General features: G+C 63.8%; 17 protein-coding genes. 4 read left to right on the forward strand and 13 right to left on the reverse strand.

Annotated features, from left to right (window positions below; genetic code table 11):
- Positions 1–40 precede the first annotated feature (40 nt).
- The 5 genes from CEY11_RS22840 to CEY11_RS22860 form a co-directional block, all read right to left on the reverse strand.
- Positions 41–442 (reverse strand): RidA family protein, encoded by a 402-nt coding sequence (locus tag CEY11_RS22840; protein WP_088605743.1) that lies wholly within the window; start codon positions 440–442, stop codon positions 41–43.
- On the reverse strand, positions 426–923 hold the full coding sequence (locus tag CEY11_RS22845; RefSeq protein WP_088605744.1) for a MaoC family dehydratase: 498 nt from the start codon (positions 921–923) through the stop codon (positions 426–428). Before CEY11_RS22845 ends, CEY11_RS22840 begins: the two co-directional genes overlap by 17 nt.
- Positions 924–942: 19 nt before the next feature.
- A complete protein-coding gene (locus tag CEY11_RS22850; protein ID WP_088605745.1) occupies positions 943–1,278 on the reverse strand; it encodes a MaoC family dehydratase in 336 nt (111 codons plus the stop codon).
- Positions 1,279–1,281: 3 nt separating this feature from the next.
- A complete protein-coding gene (locus CEY11_RS22855) occupies positions 1,282–1,731 on the reverse strand; it encodes a hypothetical protein (RefSeq protein ID WP_088605804.1) in 450 nt (149 codons plus the stop codon).
- Between the two features lie 280 nt (positions 1,732–2,011).
- Entirely contained in the window at positions 2,012–2,929 is a 918-nt protein-coding gene (locus tag CEY11_RS22860) for an alpha/beta hydrolase family protein (RefSeq protein ID WP_088605746.1), read from the reverse strand.
- A gap of 346 nt (positions 2,930–3,275) precedes the next feature.
- Here CEY11_RS22860 and CEY11_RS22865 point away from each other — a divergent pair, with 346 nt between their 5' ends.
- Positions 3,276–3,827, forward strand: coding sequence for a GNAT family N-acetyltransferase (locus tag CEY11_RS22865; RefSeq protein WP_088605747.1), 552 nt, complete (start codon positions 3,276–3,278; stop codon positions 3,825–3,827).
- A 133-nt stretch (positions 3,828–3,960) separates the two neighbouring features.
- Here CEY11_RS22865 and CEY11_RS22870 read toward each other — a convergent pair whose 3' ends face one another.
- The 3 genes from CEY11_RS22870 to CEY11_RS22880 all read right to left on the reverse strand — a co-directional run bounded on the left by CEY11_RS22870 (position 3,961) and on the right by CEY11_RS22880 (position 7,578).
- On the reverse strand, positions 3,961–4,866 hold the full coding sequence (locus tag CEY11_RS22870) for a bifunctional helix-turn-helix transcriptional regulator/GNAT family N-acetyltransferase (RefSeq protein ID WP_088605748.1): 906 nt from the start codon (positions 4,864–4,866) through the stop codon (positions 3,961–3,963).
- Positions 4,867–4,967: 101 nt separating this feature from the next.
- Positions 4,968–5,945, reverse strand: a complete 978-nt coding sequence (locus tag CEY11_RS22875) for a tripartite tricarboxylate transporter substrate-binding protein (protein ID WP_088605749.1) — start codon at positions 5,943–5,945, stop codon at positions 4,968–4,970.
- A gap of 79 nt (positions 5,946–6,024) precedes the next feature.
- Positions 6,025–7,578 (reverse strand): sulfatase-like hydrolase/transferase, encoded by a 1,554-nt coding sequence (locus CEY11_RS22880; protein ID WP_233155036.1) that lies wholly within the window; start codon positions 7,576–7,578, stop codon positions 6,025–6,027.
- A gap of 279 nt (positions 7,579–7,857) precedes the next feature.
- Between CEY11_RS22880 and CEY11_RS22885 the strand changes: the two genes are divergently transcribed.
- Positions 7,858–8,364: a MarR family winged helix-turn-helix transcriptional regulator gene (locus tag CEY11_RS22885; RefSeq protein ID WP_158215423.1), complete on the forward strand. Its 507-nt coding sequence runs from the start codon at positions 7,858–7,860 to the stop codon at positions 8,362–8,364.
- Between the two features lie 103 nt (positions 8,365–8,467).
- Entirely contained in the window at positions 8,468–9,652 is a 1,185-nt protein-coding gene (locus tag CEY11_RS22890) for an NAD(P)/FAD-dependent oxidoreductase (RefSeq protein ID WP_088605752.1), read from the forward strand.
- 92 nt (positions 9,653–9,744) lie between these two features.
- Here the strand turns inward: CEY11_RS22890 and CEY11_RS22895 are convergent, their stop codons facing one another.
- Positions 9,745–10,380, reverse strand: a complete 636-nt coding sequence (locus CEY11_RS22895; protein WP_088605753.1) for a carbonic anhydrase — start codon at positions 10,378–10,380, stop codon at positions 9,745–9,747.
- A gap of 312 nt (positions 10,381–10,692) precedes the next feature.
- Between CEY11_RS22895 and CEY11_RS22900 the strand changes: the two genes are divergently transcribed.
- On the forward strand, positions 10,693–11,778 hold the full coding sequence (locus CEY11_RS22900; protein ID WP_088605805.1) for a hypothetical protein: 1,086 nt from the start codon (positions 10,693–10,695) through the stop codon (positions 11,776–11,778).
- 45 nt (positions 11,779–11,823) lie between these two features.
- Here the strand turns inward: CEY11_RS22900 and phnE (CEY11_RS22905) are convergent, their stop codons facing one another.
- Genes phnE (CEY11_RS22905) through phnD form a run of 4 tightly spaced genes read right to left on the reverse strand, consistent with a single transcriptional unit; the run spans position 11,824 to position 15,300 of the window.
- Positions 11,824–12,645, reverse strand: a complete 822-nt coding sequence (gene phnE, locus CEY11_RS22905) for a phosphonate ABC transporter, permease protein PhnE (protein WP_088605754.1) — start codon at positions 12,643–12,645, stop codon at positions 11,824–11,826.
- 23 nt (positions 12,646–12,668) lie between these two features.
- Entirely contained in the window at positions 12,669–13,472 is an 804-nt protein-coding gene (gene phnE / locus CEY11_RS22910; protein ID WP_088605755.1) for a phosphonate ABC transporter, permease protein PhnE, read from the reverse strand.
- Positions 13,469–14,263 (reverse strand): phosphonate ABC transporter ATP-binding protein, encoded by a 795-nt coding sequence (gene phnC / locus CEY11_RS22915; RefSeq protein ID WP_088605756.1) that lies wholly within the window; start codon positions 14,261–14,263, stop codon positions 13,469–13,471. Before phnC ends, phnE (CEY11_RS22910) begins: the two co-directional genes overlap by 4 nt.
- Before the next feature lie 23 nt (positions 14,264–14,286).
- The gene (gene phnD, locus CEY11_RS22920; RefSeq protein WP_088605757.1) at positions 14,287–15,300 is read right to left on the reverse strand and encodes a phosphate/phosphite/phosphonate ABC transporter substrate-binding protein; all 1,014 of its coding nucleotides are present in this window, start codon (positions 15,298–15,300) and stop codon (positions 14,287–14,289) included.
- Between the last annotated feature and the right edge of the window lie 325 nt (positions 15,301–15,625).

Here is a 15,625-nt window from a genome sequence, read left to right on the forward strand (position 1 = left end):
GGCGCCTGGCAGCGGCTTCGCGTCTACGGTTTCGGGCCGCTTACCTGGGCTTCCCTATGTAGGCGACCGCTCGTATTTCGATCAGCGCGGCGGGCCGAACCAGTTCCGCAACCTTGACCCCGGTTGCGGCGGGGTAGGGCCCATCGCCGAACACTTCGCGTCGGACGTCCGCTGTCTTCTCGTAGTTATCGAAGGTCGTGACGTAGTCCACGGTCTCGACGATGCTGCCCATGTCGGTTCCGGCGGCCTCGAGCACCTTTGAGATCTTCGAGTAAATGAATCGCGCCTGTGCGGCGATATCGCCTTCGCCGACTATTTTCCGGTTGTCGTCCACGGCGGTCATGCCTGACAGAAAGATGTAGTCACCGGCACGGATGGCGGGGGAAAACGTCGGATTGCCCCGGGTGCCCGAAAGCTTTATGGCTTCAATGTTCTGGTGCATGGCTTTGGTCGATGTGATCTTTTAGTAGGAATTGAAGGCGGAACGTTGATTTCGGTTGATTCCCAGGATCGGAATCGGCTTGAATTGCGTGGAGTTCGACGTCGAAGCTGACTAGAGACACGCCGGCGGTGCGAGGCTCGACGGCCGCCACGGTGTATGTCAGCTTGAGCCGGTCGCCTGCTATGACGGGACGCAGGAATCTGGCCTGGGCGCTGGTCATTGCCACCATGCTGTCATGCAGCTGCTCGGATAGATCGGTGGCGCCGAGCGCGCTGAGCGCGAGCAGTAGAAGGCCGTGGGCAACCGGGCCGCGGAACCCTTTGTCGTGTGCATAGCTCGCGTCGTAGTGAATAGGGTGGCGGTCGCCGGTCAGAGCGGAGAAGTTCAGGAAAGCCGCCATATCGAGCGTGATTTCACGTTCCGCCACCTGCGCCCCGATTTCCAGGTCGGTTGCATACAGCTGCTGTTTTGAGGCTGGCATGGTATTGCTGCGGGCCGCGTCAGTCGACGAGTTCTATGCTGCCGACCATGACCGTTCTGTCGCTCGACGTAGCGTTCAGGCTGCCGTCGTCCGCAACAGAGGCCACAAAGGTATCGCCAGGATAGACCGGCCCTATCCATTTGGTGTGTAATTTGCCGCGCGTCAGCCATTCGGGGCCGAAGCGCATGGCGCCCAGATCCGCCGCAAAGGCGGTCATGTGTGGGCCATGCAGAAGTGTGCCGTTGAAGCCGCGTTCCACGGCGTAGTCGTGATCGTAGTGGATGATATCGTTGTCGCCGTTGATACGGCCATAGCCGTCGATCATGGCCTGGGTAATTTCAAGCGTGCGCTTCATGGCTTATTCCGGAACGTGAAAAGTATTGAGTATTTCGGCGATGGGCTGGCCCCGGTCGTCCGAGAAAACGCCGTGCCAGCGTATGTACTTGCGGCCACGCTTCTCGAATTTGTCGAGAATGGTGCCGGTCGCGTTCACGCGGGTGGTTTCGTCAGCCCAAATGGCGCGATGCCATTTCATTTCCAGTTCCGCCATGACGATGCCCTGGATCGGCGGGTATGTTTGATACACGGGAACTGTCATGTAAGGAAGAATGACGTTCGGCGCGGCGGCCTGGCGCCCGTCGACGACATATAGAGACGGGTCGGCTTGCGAAGCGCTGAAGTACTCGCCCACGATCTCGGGTGTTATGTCGAAAGAGACGGGGCCGAGCTGCGCGCCCTCTTTAAAAACGGAGTAAGGGGTGCCGGGAAGAGAGCCTTCGCGAGGCTTGATTTCGCTTGGTCTGGTCATGATGGCCCACATGTGGTTGGGGGTTGAACATGACGCAGATCCTAAGCAAAGCTGGTCGGGACACCAAGCTTCGCCTGAAATGTGCGTAAGCCGCACAAAATGAGGTGCCTGGTGGTGAAAGGCCGCTTTTGATTATGGATTGGCGCTGTCGAGGCTATGCCCGGCGCTTTGTTGCGGCGTCGCAAGCCTGTGTTTGGCCGTCGGCGCGAAACTGGATATTGATATGGGCGGTGATGCGCGGCGCGCAGGGGGGCAGTGTGTAGCCGATCGGGCCATCGTCTCAGCCGGCTGCGAAGTGCTGGACGACCGCGCGTGGCGCTGGGCCGCCGTCCAGCCACGCCAGCGTTTCGCGCCACAGCGTGTCACGGAAGCGATCGTGGAAGAAAGCGAAATGGCCGATACTCGGCAGGTGCAGCTCTTCGGGGCGCACCAGCACATAAGAGCGCTCGCAGCCGGTGTAATACGCCAGCAAGCGCCGTACGGCGGCCGGGGTTGCGTAGGGGTCGTCGGTAATGCTGTAGGCCAGCATGGGGCAGCGCAGGGTGGGGAAGTAGCGGGCGGGATCCGTATCTGGCGCGAGTGCGTGGGCATTTGCGCTGCCGCCGGGCTCTGCGCCCAGGGTCGCCTTGCGAAACGCCCATTCATAGGCCACCCCGGCGGGCAAGTCTTCCAGCCAGCCCAGGCGGCGCCCCGGAAAGTATCCCATCAGGCGCGTCACCAGCGGCATGAAGATATGCCATTTGAGGAACATCGGGTAGCGCGCCCGCGGAGCGTAGTCTTTCCAGTACGCGAACTGCGCGCCTACGGTCAGCATGCGGTCGATGCGCGCGCTGGATGCGCTGAAGCCCGGCACCACCCCGCCTATGCTGTGGCCTACGACCGCGATGCGGGCGGCGGGAAATTCCCGTGCCGCCCAGTTCAGCACGCCCGCGAAATCCTTGTTGCCCCAGTCGAATTTGCTGGCTTGCAGCTTGCGCAGCGATTCCGGGCGTGAAGCCCCGATGCCGCGATAATCGTACGTGATTGCGGTGTACCCGTGTGCCGCCAGGAAGCGTGCATACCTCGAGTAATACGCGGCCTTGACCCCCGTGGCGCAGTTGATGATGGCCACGTTCGAGGAATTTCCGCTTTTGTCGGGGCGGTGTACCGTCGCGCCCAGCGGGTAGCCGTCCGTTGCGGGGATGATGGTGCCAGTCATGGGAAAGGGCGCCGGGTGGGCTGTGGTCTATGTTGAAGCAAGGTGAGGATGTTTATCGTTCAGCTCAAGGTAACTAGGCAAGGCAACTCGGTAGCTACGTAAATATAGCGGGTTTGCGGCGCGTGTATTGACCATGACGCGGTGGCCATGGCGCGGCAACGCAGGAAAGTCGCTCGGGCTGCGGATCCGGCCCCTATGTGCGAGGGCACCGGTGCGTGCGCTCGATCCAGCGCTACACTTCAGCTGCCCGGGCTCCGTGCCGGCGCATGGCATCCCGGCAGCTTGCGATGGGCCGGCGGCGCGCAGGCGCAGGCACCCCCCGATTTTGCGACCCACAGGAGCTTCCATGACTTCCCCAGCAGCAGCGCAAGATGGCGTGAGCCTGGTCGACTGCGACGAGGCGCGACACGCCTCGGCGATTCTGGCGATCTTGAACGAGGCCATCGTCAATTCGACGGCCTTGTATGACTACGCACCCAGGCCGCCGCAGGCCATGGCAGGCTGGTTTGCCGCGAAGCGCGCCAGCGGTTTTCCGGTCGTGGGGGCGATCGATGCTGCGGGCGATTTGCTGGGTTTTGCCAGCTGGGGCACGTTTCGCGCGTTCCCGGCCTACAAGTACACGGTGGAGCACAGCGTGTATGTGCACCCCGAGCAGCGCGGCCGCGGATTGGGCAAGCTCCTGATGCAAGAATTGATCCGCCGTGCCGGGCAGGCGCAGCTGCATGTGTTGGTGGGTTGCATAGACGCCACGAATACCGCCAGCATCCGGCTGCACACCGGGCTGGGATTCAAACATGCCGGCACCATAGCGCAGGCCGGATTCAAGTTCGGGCGCTGGCTGGATGCCGCGTTCTACCAGCTCAATCTGCAGACGCCGCTGCAGCCGCAGGACGGCTGAGCAGGCGGTCAGGGCTTATCCCATTGCGCCAGGTGCGGAAGCACTCCCGAGGGATCCCATACATAAGTAAGCAATGCACCATAGGGCTTTCGTTGCGGCGCAGCCACGCGCCGAAGGCAAGCCGTATCGTGCCCTATTTCGACAGCCCCCGCAGGCCGCGCTTTTCGAACCAGTGATGGGCGTAGGGGTTGTCGTTGTATGCTGCGATTTCGACGTAGCCTTTGCCGATGTACAGCGCGCGCGCCTCGGTGAGATTGCGGTTGGTGTCCAGCCGCAGGATATCCAGGCCGGCGTCGGCGGCGTGTTTTTCCAGGGCTTCGAGCAGGCGCCGGGCGATGCCTAGCCCGCGCGCCGCGGGGGCCACCCACATGCGCTTGATCTCGCCGAAGCCCGCCTCCATGATCTTGAGCGCGCCGCAGCCGACCGGCGTGCCGTCCAGCCTGGCGATGAGAAATAGGCCGGCCGGCGGGACGAGCGTCTCGGGATCGGCGCTGGGGCCCAGGGTCGGGTCGAAGCTTTGTTCGAAGCGCTGCGACAGCTCGTCGAAGTACGCCTGCAGACAGGCCCGAGCTTCGGCGCCGGCGGGGTCGGCCGTTTCGAGCGTCACGGCGGATGCCCGCAAGAGGCGTTCCACTTCCGCCATCGCCGTCAGCAGACGTGTGCGTTGCGTATCGCCCAGCGGGGCCAGCAGCCCCGCCGCCTGGGTTTTCGAGCGCCGGTCGAGCAGGCTCCATTCTTTTTTGCCTGCCGCCGTCAGGCCGACGCGGCGCACGCGCCCGTCGCTGCGGTCGGGCCGGGTCGCCGCCAGGCCTTGTCTTTCCAGCTTGCGCAGCAGTCGGCTGAAGTAGCCGGAATCCAGGCCGAACCGTGCGCGCAGCTCGCGTACCGTCGCACCTCGCGCGCCGATCTCGAACAGCAGGCGCGCTTCCGCGAGCGGGCGCCCGCTGCCCAGGTAGTCGCGGTCGAGCACGCCTATCCGCTGCGTGACCGTGCGGTTGAAACGGCGTACCTGCTGCAGCTGCTCATGGTTCGTTTTCATTATCTGACTTTAGTCAGATAGATTTACGTTGTCAATTCCGTGCTGCATATATGGGGTATGGCGGCGGGCTCGTGCCCGACTTGCCGCGCATGGCTCTGTCTTCAGTTGGTCGCCACGAAGCCGGATGCCTTTACCCGCTTTTGCCATGTGGCGCGCTCGCTGGCGAGCTTCTTCGCGAAGTCTTCCGGCTGCTTGGCAGGAACTCCGTAGCCGAGGTTGCGCATCGTGGCGGCATACTTGGGGTTCGAAACAACTTTCTCGACTGCCGCACGCCATTGGGTCACGAGCTTGGCGGGAGTGCCGGACTTTATGAACAAGCCGACCCAGCCGCGCTCGTCCAGGTCGGGCAGGCCGACCTCGATTGCGGTAGGCACGCCGGGGAGCATGGGGTTGCGCTCTTTGGAGGTGATCAGCAGCGTGTGCAGTTTGCCTTGCTTTTGATAGGGAATGAGCAATTGTTCGGTGGTGACGAGCGTTGCGATCTGGCCTCCTATTACATCTATTACCGAGTTTGCCCCGCCCTTGTATGCAATGGGGGTGTAGGAAATGTGCAATTGTTTGCCTAGTTCGACTCCGATGAATTGCTGTGGCGTGCCTACACCGGGAAAACCGAAGTTGCTTTTATCGGGGTGTGCGTTTGCCCAGTCCTTGTAGCCGGCCATCGTGGTCTCTTTCGTCGCCGGGCCTGTGGCAATTCCGAACCCGAATTCCGCAAGGCTGCCCAGCGCGACCAGATCCGTGAGGGGATCGTACTTGATGGCCTTGGTCACTAGCGGAGCCAGCGTGATCTGGCTCGATGGAATGACTTCGACGATCTGGCCAGAGGCGGGGGCAGCCAGCATGGAGTCGATGGCGATCATGCCGCCAGCGCCGGGACGGTTCTCGACAACAACCGTGGTGCCGCTGGACTGGCGCAATTGATCCGCGAAGGCCCGTGCCACGATGTCTACGGCTCCTCCCGCCGGGAACCCCACCAGAACCCTTATGGTATCTCTGGCCGCCGCCTGCGCCGTGACGGTGCCGGCGGCGGCCAGCAGCAGGCAGCCCAGCAGCCGCGTGATGGCGGGTATCGAGTGCATGTTCAGTCTCCTTGATATGTTTTAAAAAAGTGGTGCCGGCGCATATACATCCCGAAGAAGGCGCCGTTCGGATGCCGCCTCAGGCCGAGCCGATAGGCTGCGGCAGGGGGTCGCGTATGTCTTGCGGGCGTGAGCGGATCATGTCGGTCAACTCTTCCCGGATCCCGCGGCAGGCGGGGTCGTCGTAGCGGTTTTCCATTTCGTGCGGATCCTGATCCAGCAGATATAGTTCGCCCGCGCCCGAGCCCAGCTCCAGTGTGAGCTTGGCGCTGCCGGTGCGCGCTACCCGCAGATCCAGCGCCACGCCGCAGCGGTTGGGCCCAAGCTGCCATTCGCCGTATGCGTGGCTGCGGCGGCCCGTCCCATCGAGCAGGGGGCGCAGGCTGGCACTGTGTGAGGCCGCGGCAATAGGCGTGCCGCTGTAGTCGCCGATGGTCGCGGCAAGATCTAGCGTGGACACCGGATCTTGCACGACTTTGCCGGCGGGAATGCCCGGGCCGCGCATCAGCAGGCCCACCCGCAGCAGCCCTTCGTAGAACATCGGCCCTTTGAGCACCAGGCCATGATCGCCGAGCCATTCGCCGTGGTCGGATGTGAATATGACTATGGTGTCCCGCGACAGATCCAGTTCGTCCAGCACGCTCAGGATGCGGCCTACGTTGTGGTCGATCAGCGAGATCATGCCGTAGTAGTTGGCGATCAGGTGGCGCAATTGCTGATCCGACTGGGGGGCGATTCGGGAATATTCCTGGCGCACGCGTTTCATTTCACCGGAGATCGCCGGCGAAGACTCGCTTGCCGCGCGGTGCCACCAGGGGCGCTTGTCGAAATCCAGCGTGCGGTGCGCGGGCAGTCGGATGCTTTCCGGAGGATGCAGCAGGCTCCATGGCAGCGGGGCGTCGAAAGGGTGATGCGGGTCGGGAAAGGAAACCCAGGCGCAGAAGGGCTTGGCGCCGCCGCGTTTGTGGTCTCGCAGGAACTCCACCGTGCGGTCGCCGATCCAGCTGGAGTTGTGCCATGCGGGGGGCAGTACCGAATGGTGGGTCTGCGCCGCTCCGCCGTCGTCGCCGCCACGCCTTTTGTACAGCTCGTCTTTCAGGTCGCCCAGGCCGTCGGCGTGATACCACCGTTCGTAGCTGCGGCCGCGCGGCGGCCGCTCGGGCAGCCAGTAGTTGTGCCCCATCAGTGTCATCTCGACGCGGTCGAAGCCCATATACGGGCCGTTCCAGTTGTCGCCATATAGCGCGGAGCCGGCGACATTCTCGGGCCGGGTGGTGGGCTCGTGGGTGAAGTAGGTCGAAAAATGCGCCTTGCCTATGAATGCCGTCGAGTATCCGGCGCGGCCCAGAGTGCCGGCGAAGCCGCGATCTGCGATGTCTTCGTCCAGATCGATGCCGTTGTCATGTACGCCATGGGTCAGCGGCAGTAGACCAGTGAGTAGGGAGGCGCGCGCCGGCTGGCAGACGACATTGGGCGTGATGCACGCCGAGAACCGCGTTCCCTGGCCGGCGAGCAGGTCGAGATGGGGCGTGCGCACCGTAGAACCTTCGAAGCCATATGCGTCGCCGCGATGCTGGTCGCTGGTGATCAGCAGAATATTAGGCCTGTGTGTGGGAGTGACTGTATCGACCACGGGTTCCTCGATGTGTAAACCATATCGGCCCTGTCTGGCGTCGGGGCCGGCCTGGGCGGACGGTGTGATCCATTTCGCGCCCGGGAGAGTCGGCGTACCGCAGGCATGATGTGGATCCTGGGTTTTCATTGTACGCCATTTTGTTTACTAGTAAACAAAATAGTATTGAATATTTGTTCACTAGTAAACGGAATATATGATTGGCAGATCGAGCCGCGACGGCAGCATATCGCCGCGCCCGCGTCGCACACGCGTGTGCCGAACGCCTATAATCCGTGCATGCACAAGACCTCTGCGCGTGCCGCTCCGGCAGGTGATCCACTACTCGATTTCGAAGACGCCGACCTCATGCCGGTCGAACGGTTCGTCACGTTCAAGGTCAATCAGCTCTCGACCGCCTTCGAGCGCCAGTGGACCCGCATCATGCGTGAAAAGGCCGGGGTCAGCCTCAGCCAGTGGCGTGTCCTGGTCATGCTGCAGGCCGGCCCGGCGACGTTTTCGCGGCTGGTCGAGGCCACGGGCATGAACAAGGCCCTGATGAGCCGCTCGATCTCTGAGCTGGAAGCCAAGCGCATGCTGACCGTCAGCGCGACCCCCGATGACGCCCGCAGCATCACGCTGACTTTGGCCGCCAAGGGCAGGAAACTGCTGCAGGAAGTGCAGCCCTTGGCGCTGGCGCGGCAGAGGCATCTGCTTTCGGCGCTGTCCGCGAGCGAGCGGCGCACGTTCTATGCGGCGCTGGACAAGCTGGCCCGCGCGGCTGCCGAGTGCGAGGGATGGCGCTAGCGCGTGTAGCGCCGCACGTAATGCGCGCTTGCGTGCGGCTGGCGGGGTAGCTCGGCAGATATAATCCTAGCCGGTATCGACGCTCAACCTTCCGGCGCAGACGATGAATACTAAGACCTCGATCAGGAAATACGACGTAGCGATCATCGGCGGCGGCATTATCGGATCTTCCGTCGCCTACTTTCTGCTGCAGGAAGCGCCGCATCTGGCGGTATGCGTGGTGGAGCCGGACTCGACCTATGAGTTTGCCTCCGCCTTGCGCTCGTCGGGCGGCTGCCGCGTGCAGTTCACGGGCGAGGAAAACATTGCGATGTCTTTGTTCAGCCTCGATTTCATCCGCCATTTCGATCAGCGCATGTCGACCGCCAAGCAGCCCGCCTACGCCGATTGGGTGGAGGGCGGCTATCTCTTCATCGTGCCGCCGGAAAACGCGGCCCAGCTGGAAAAGACAGCATCCCTGCAGCAGGCGCAGGGATGCACGCTGGATCTGCTGTCGCCAGCGGAACTCAAGAGCCGGTTCCCCGCCATGTATGTCGATGACCTCGGGGCGGGCGTCCACACGCCGCATGACGGCTGGTGCGACCCGAATGGCTTGCTGTGGGGCTTCCGGCGCAAGGCGGTGGAGCTCGGCGCCGTTTATATCGCGGCGCGGGTGGTGGGTGCGCAGTGCGACGCCGCCAAGGTGCTTGCGATCCAGCTGGATACGGGCGAAAGCGTGTCCGCCGAAGCCTACGTCAATGCGGCTGGCGCCTGGTCGGGAGACCTCGCCGGCTTGTTCGGCATGCGCCTGCCGATTTCACCCTTGCGCCGGTTCGAACACTATTTCACTCCCGGCAGCCATGTCGGGCATCTGCCTTATGTCAAGGATATGTCGCGCCTGGCTTTTCGCTCGGAGGGCCAGGGTTATTCGGGCGGCCTGGTCGACGGCAGCGCGGTGCGCGGCTACAACTTCGAGGTCGACCACGATTATTTCGAGAATGTCGTCTGGCCGGCCGTGGCGCATCGCTTTCCCGCCTTCGAGGCGGCGAAATGCCACCGTACCTGGTCGGGGTTGTACGAAGTGAATGAACTCGACGGCAATCCGGTGATAGGCGCCTGGAATTCAGGCCTGCCCAATCTATATACGGTGGCGGGCTTTTCGGGGCATGGCATGATGCATGCCCCCGCCGCGGGGCGCGGCATGGCCGAACTCATCGTGCATGGCCGCTACCAGACCATAGACCTGGCGCGGCTGGGCTACGAGCGCGTCGAGCGCAACCAGCCCTATCCCGAACTCGGTATTCTTTGACGGCCGCGGCCCGAACCCTGCCTTGCCTGGTGTGGACAGGCCCCGGGCGGGCAGGGCCTGTGTCGTAGCGCGGCAATCAAGCTTCGGAGCAATCAGGCTTCGGTGTAGGGCTTGAAGTCGCCGCCGCTCTCGGGGCGCAGGAACAATACGCCGGTGGCGATGCCGAAGTAGGCGCCATGCAGCTGCAGCAGGCCTTTTTCGACCCGTTGACGCACGGCGGGGAAGGTCATCAGGTTCTTCAGGCTGTGTTCCACCACCGCCCATTCCAGCTGGCGTATCCAGCCGGCGCGGTCGCCCTGCGGCGGCCCCAGGCGTTCGGCCACGGGGGCGATCTGCGACATCCACTTGCCGATGAAGTCGCGCTTGGTGAGCGGCGCCGCCTTGTTGGCAAAGGCCGCCACGCCGCCACAGCTGGCGTGCCCCATTACCACGATATGCTTGACTTCCAGCGCATTGACGCCGAACTCGATGGCCGCGCTGGTGCCGTGATAAGACTCTTCGACATCCGATTCGCAAGGCGGAACCAGGTTGGCGATATTGCGCACCACGAACATCTCGCCCGGGCCCGCGTCGAAGATGGTTTCGGGCGCCACGCGCGAGTCGCCGCAGCCTATGAGCATGACCTCCGGGTGCTGCCCTTTGGCCAGTTCTTCGTATCGTTCCCGCTCGTGCGCCAGCCTGCCGTTAAGAAAGGATTTATAGCCGTCGATTAATCTTTGCGGGAACATGAAATCTGCCTGAAGTGGTTTGTAACGACAATGATTTTAGTCCACGTCTCGCACCGGTCGTATTTTGTAGGTTTCGACGTTGCTGCATCAGGTGGCGGCGGTGTTGCCCGCGCAGACGTGCATGGATGCATGCTGCGCATCGATTTTTGGGGCTATGAATGTCGGCCTCGAGCGTCCGCGGCCGGCTGGCGCTACTATGGCGGGACGCCGGCCGCCCTCTACCGCGGACAGGCCTCGGGCGGGCGCCTGGCGCATTCCTGGCAGGCGCATGAATGCCGAGCCATTTCTTTTCCGATTCCGGGAGAATCTTCCATGTCTATGCGTCTGTGGGCCGGTGCGCTGGGGGCCGCCGCGATGGCGGCGTGTGTCGTGGCGGGCGGCGCGCGTGCCGCCGACAAGCCGGCCGTCAAGGGCCAGAGGGCGGCGGTCAAGCATGTTGCCGACCAGCGCTTATTGGTCGCGACGCCGCAGGGCAGGGGCATGCTGGCAATTTATGCGGATCGTTCGCTGGCCGCGCCGGCACCCGGGGTGAAGCGCGTGCTGCTGGTCGTTCATGGCACCCTGCGCAATGCCGACACTTATTTCTCCGACGGCAGGAAGGCGCAGCAGGCGGCCGGCACGGCGGGCGCCGGCACCTTGGTGGCCGCGCCCCAGTTCCTGACCCGTACCGATGTCCAGGCCTTTGGCCTGGCCGCCGACACGCTCATATGGACGCGCAACGGCTGGAAGGACGGGGCGCCGGCCGTCGCGCCCGCGCCCATCAGCTCGTTTGCCGCTCTGGATGCCTTGCTGGAACATTTTGCCGATCGCAAGCTGTATCCGGCCTTGGTCGAGGTGGTGCTGGCCGGCCATTCGGCGGGCGCCCAGGTGGTGCAGCGCTACGCGGTGGCGGGCCGGGGGGAAGCGGCGCTGCGGCGTGCCGGAATACATGTGCGCTATGTGGTGGCCAATCCTTCCAGCTATTTGTATTTCAGCGATGCAAGGCCGTCGGCGGACGGCTCGTTCCGGCCCGCGGACGCGGCCGCCTGTCCCAAGGCCGTCAAGTGGAAGTATGGCCTGGAGGATGCGCCGCCCTATGTGCAGCGGGAAGGCAGCGCGGGGCTGGAAGCCCGCTATGCGCGGCGCGACGTGGTGTACCTGCTGGGCATGGCCGATACCAATCCGTACACGCATTTCATAGACCGGTCTTGCGCGGGCATGGCGCAAGGGCCGTATCGGCTGGCCCGCGGGCTGGCGTATTTCAGCTATATGCAGCAGCGCCATCCGTCGGGCCTGGAACAGACTCTGGTGGAAGTGCCCGGCGTCGGCCATAATGGCCAGGGCATGTTCACTTCGGCCTGCGGCCTGGCGGTACTGTTCGGCACACCCGTTCCCGCCACCTGCCCCCGCAAGCCCTGAAGCAGCATGCGCCGCGAGACGGCGCCTTGCAAGGGCCGGGGCTTTTCAGATCATTTTCTTGCGGATGATGTTGACGGCGATTTCGGCGAACACCACCACGGCGAAGATCATCAGCAGTATCAGGGCGACGCGATCCCACTGGAAGAAGTCCATGGAGTTCTGCAGCGCCACGCCGATGCCGCCGGCGCCGACCAGGCCCAGCACCGCGGATTCGCGCACGTTGATGTCCCAGCGCAGCAGCGCAATGGACCAGAAGGCGGGCTTGACCTGCGGCCAGTAGCCCTTGAGCAGCACACTGGTACGGGGTGCGCCTACGGCCTGCAGCGCCTCGATGGGCCCGGGCTGGCATTCTTCCAGCGACTGCGCCAGCAGCTTGCCGACGAAGCCTATCGAGCGGAAGGCGATCGCGAAGGTGCCGGCCAGCGGGCCGGGGCCGAAGAAGGCCACGAACAGCAGCGCCCACACCAGCGAGTTGACCGAGCGCGAAGTCACCAGTATGACGTGCGCCAGCCAGTTCAGCGCCGGCACCGGGGTGACGTTGCGCGCGCCCAGCAGACCCACGGGCAGCGCCATTACCAGGGTGATCAAGGTGCCCAGCGACGCGATATTGATGGTCTCGAGCATGGCGCGGCCCGCCCCGCGCTGGAATTCCGCGAAATCTATGGGCCACATGCGCGTGAGCATGTCCGCCATCTGTTGCGGGGCGTCGGTCAGGAATTCCGGGATGATGTCGACCGTGCGCAGGGCGGCGACGGTGGCCAGCACGATGAACAGGAATACGCCGAAGCGCGCCAGGCGCTGCGCCGGCGTGAAGCGCGCCCATTCGCGGCGCACGGCGCCGCCCGCCACGGTCGGTTCGGCCAGCATGGCCCGTGGTGTTTGCCCGGGCCTCATAGGAAGGCCCTCCGCAAGACTTGCGAGAAGACCTCTGCCAGCATGACCAGCGCGATGATGGACAGCAGCAGCGCCAGCACGAAGGGGTAGTCGAAGCGCTGGAAGGCGGTGAACAGCGTGCCGCCTATGCCGCCGGCGCCGACGATCCCGACCATGGTCGAGTTGCGCACGTTGGAGTCGAGCTGGTAGAGCGCGAAGCCGATGAAGCGTGCATTGACCTGCGGCAGCACGCCGTAGATCATGGTGTTGAAGAAGCCGGCGCCGGTGGCGCGCACCGCTTCTACCTGTTTGAGCGAGATTTCTTCGATGGCTTCGGCAAACAGCTTGGAGATGAAGCCGATGGAAGCGACGATGAGCGCCAGGATGCCGGGCGCTGCGCCGAAGCCTATGGCCTTGACGAACAGAATGGCGACGATCACCGGATGAAAGGAGCGGCACAGCGCGATGAAGCCGCGCGCCAATGTGCTGACCCAAGCGGGCATCAGGTTGCGTGCGGCCAGGAAGCCGAAGGGCAAGGACAGGATCACGCCGAACACCGTGGAAATAATGGCGATCTGCACGCTTTCGGCAATGCCTTGCAGCAGCAGTGCGCGGCGATGAAAATCGGGCGGCACCATTTCGGACAGCAGGCGCCAGCCTTCGTGCAGGCCGACGACGAAGCGGTGCCAGGTAATGCCCATCTGCGCGCAGGCGTAAACAACATAGGCCAGCAGCAGCAGTGCGATCAGGCGCACCGTCCAGTTCGCCGGGAAGGGGTTGCGGCCCGGCCCGGCAGGCGCTTTCAGCGCAGGCGCGCTCATAGCCAGTCTTCTCCTCCGTAAATGAATTTGAGATGGCTTTCGACGAGGTCGCCGGGCTTGCCGTCGAAGACGATGGCGCCGTCCTTCATGCCGATAATGCGCTGCGCATAGCGGCGCGCCAGTTCTACATTATGGATGTTCACGATGACGGGCAGATTCATCTCGGCGCCGAGCTCGGAGATGAGTTCCATGATCTCTACCGATGTGCGCGGATCCAGCGACGAGGTGGGTTCGTCGGCCAGCAGCAGTTCGGGGCGCTGGGCCAGGGCGCGCGCGATGCCCACGCGCTGCCGCTGTCCCCCCGACAGGGCGTCGGCGCGCTTGCTGTAGTGGTCGGCCAGCCCGACGCGTTCGATCAGGCCGAAGGCGCGTTCGACATCTTCACGCGGAAACTTGCGCAGCCATGCCCGCCACACCGGTACATAGCCCAGCCGGCCGCTGAGCACGTTTTCCATGACCGACAGTCTTTCGACCAGGTTGTATTCCTGGAAGATCATGCCGATGCGCCGGCGCGTGCGCCGCAGCGCCTGGCCCTTCAGTGTGGTGATGTCTTCGCCGTGGAACAGCACCCGGCCGCTGGTGGGCTCGACCAGACGGTTGATGCAGCGTATCAGGGTGCTCTTGCCCGTGCCCGACGGGCCGATGACCGCGGTCACGCCTCGCGCGGCCACGCTGAGGTCTATGCCGCGCAGCACCGGGTTGGATCGGGTGTATTCCTTGGTGAGCTTCTGTAGAACCAGCGCGGCGCCGCCATGCTGCGCGGCACCGTTCGATGCTTCAGTGATCGGCATGAGTTGCGTCCGTAGGCTCGTGCTCAGGGCTTTTTCTTCTTGGCCGCGGCTGCCGCTTCCTTCTTGGCCTCGGCATCGAAGGTGGCGCGGTCGTACGGGGCGCCGGTGGCATCGGCGATCTTGCGGATCACCGCCCAGTCCTTTTTGTATGTGGCCGGCCAGAAGCGATCGACACCGCCGGAGAATTCTTTCTGCATCTCGGGCGGGAAGCGGAACGACAGGAAGCATTCCACGATCTTTTTCGCCAATGTCGGCTTCAGGTCGTGCGCATAGGCGAAGCCCGAGGTGGGGAACGGATCGCTCTTGTACAGGATGCGGAAGTCAGACAGCTTGATGTCGCCGCGCGCCGCCATGCGTTCGAAGACGTCGGAGGCCACGGTTGCGGCGTCGTAGTCGCCGGCCTTGACCCCCAGCACGGAGCGGTCGTGGCCGCCCGAATACACGACCTTGTAGTTTTTATCGGCGGTAAGGCCGACCTCGGGCAGCAGGGCGCGCGGCGCCAGGTTGCCGGAATTGGACGAGGCCGCCGTATGGGCGATCTTCGCGCCCACCAGGTCGGACGGTTTCTTGTACTTGGAGTCGGCTCGCACGATCAGGATCATGCGGTAGCTTTCGTAGGACTTGGGGTCGCCCTTGATGGCGAAGGGAATCGCCCCGGCCAGGTTGACCGCGAAAGCGGTGGGGCCGGTGGAAAAGCCCGCCACGTGCAGGCGCCCGGAGCGCATGGCCTCGACCTCGGCCGAATTGGACAGCACCGGGTAGTAGACCACGTGCTTGCCGGTGCACTTGGACAGGTAGGCCACGAAAGGCTTGAAAGCGTTGGCGTAGACCGCCGGGTCTTCGACCGGCGTATAGGCGAAGACGATCGTGGACGGGTCTTTCCAGTCTTTGGGATTGGTGGGCGGGGCTGCCACCATCTTGTCGCCATCGACGCAATATTGCGAGTCGAGTTCGCCGTGCGGGCAATTGGCCGCCATCGACGGCAGGGCCGCCAGGCCCAGCACGATGGCGCACAGGGCCAGTATGAGTTTACGCATTTGTTTCCCTCCTCTTGGGCGTGTCGGCCGCTGTCGTATACGAGCCGTACCTGCCGCAAGCGCGGGCGGGAAACGGGTCGGCACGAGGCCGGCTGTGCCCGGGTCTGCGGCCCAAGGGTCGGGGAAGGGGGCGCCGAATTCCGCTGCGCGACTGCGGACGAACCAGGAACGGCGTATCGCCAGTCGGCACTCTTGAAATTCTGATGAAAACGATTTTACTCAGGCCTTGCAAAGTGCCTATTCATGATTACCCCGAGATCGCGCGTAGCCTTGTAACCCCGCATGTCCATTGGCTTTCAGCTAGCTGAACGTCGCCAGGTACGGG

Source organism: Candidimonas nitroreducens (genome assembly GCF_002209565.1).
Taxonomy (GTDB): Bacteria; Pseudomonadota; Gammaproteobacteria; order Burkholderiales; family Burkholderiaceae_B; genus Candidimonas; species Candidimonas nitroreducens.

What these genes read in the sequence shown, in the direction of transcription:
- CEY11_RS22840 (WP_088605743.1), bottom strand. Translation starts at nt 442, where the DNA reads ATGCACCAGAACATTGAAGCCATAAAGCTTTCGGGCACCCGGGGCAAT.
- CEY11_RS22845 (WP_088605744.1), bottom strand. Translation starts at nt 923, where the DNA reads ATGCCAGCCTCAAAACAGCAGCTGTATGCAACCGACCTGGAAATCGGG.
- CEY11_RS22850 (WP_088605745.1), bottom strand. Translation starts at nt 1,278, where the DNA reads ATGAAGCGCACGCTTGAAATTACCCAGGCCATGATCGACGGCTATGGC.
- CEY11_RS22855 (WP_088605804.1), bottom strand. Translation starts at nt 1,731, where the DNA reads ATGACCAGACCAAGCGAAATCAAGCCTCGCGAAGGCTCTCTTCCCGGC.
- CEY11_RS22860 (WP_088605746.1), bottom strand. Translation starts at nt 2,929, where the DNA reads ATGACTGGCACCATCATCCCCGCAACGGACGGCTACCCGCTGGGCGCG.
- CEY11_RS22865 (WP_088605747.1), top strand. Translation starts at nt 3,276, where the DNA reads ATGACTTCCCCAGCAGCAGCGCAAGATGGCGTGAGCCTGGTCGACTGC.
- CEY11_RS22870 (WP_088605748.1), bottom strand. Translation starts at nt 4,866, where the DNA reads ATGAAAACGAACCATGAGCAGCTGCAGCAGGTACGCCGTTTCAACCGC.
- CEY11_RS22875 (WP_088605749.1), bottom strand. Translation starts at nt 5,945, where the DNA reads ATGCACTCGATACCCGCCATCACGCGGCTGCTGGGCTGCCTGCTGCTG.
- CEY11_RS22885 (WP_158215423.1), top strand. Translation starts at nt 7,858, where the DNA reads ATGCACAAGACCTCTGCGCGTGCCGCTCCGGCAGGTGATCCACTACTC.
- CEY11_RS22890 (WP_088605752.1), top strand. Translation starts at nt 8,468, where the DNA reads ATGAATACTAAGACCTCGATCAGGAAATACGACGTAGCGATCATCGGC.
- CEY11_RS22895 (WP_088605753.1), bottom strand. Translation starts at nt 10,380, where the DNA reads ATGTTCCCGCAAAGATTAATCGACGGCTATAAATCCTTTCTTAACGGC.
- CEY11_RS22900 (WP_088605805.1), top strand. Translation starts at nt 10,693, where the DNA reads ATGTCTATGCGTCTGTGGGCCGGTGCGCTGGGGGCCGCCGCGATGGCG.
- phnE (WP_088605754.1), bottom strand. Translation starts at nt 12,645, where the DNA reads ATGCTGGCCGAACCGACCGTGGCGGGCGGCGCCGTGCGCCGCGAATGG.
- phnE (WP_088605755.1), bottom strand. Translation starts at nt 13,472, where the DNA reads ATGAGCGCGCCTGCGCTGAAAGCGCCTGCCGGGCCGGGCCGCAACCCC.
- phnC (WP_088605756.1), bottom strand. Translation starts at nt 14,263, where the DNA reads ATGCCGATCACTGAAGCATCGAACGGTGCCGCGCAGCATGGCGGCGCC.
- phnD (WP_088605757.1), bottom strand. Translation starts at nt 15,300, where the DNA reads ATGCGTAAACTCATACTGGCCCTGTGCGCCATCGTGCTGGGCCTGGCG.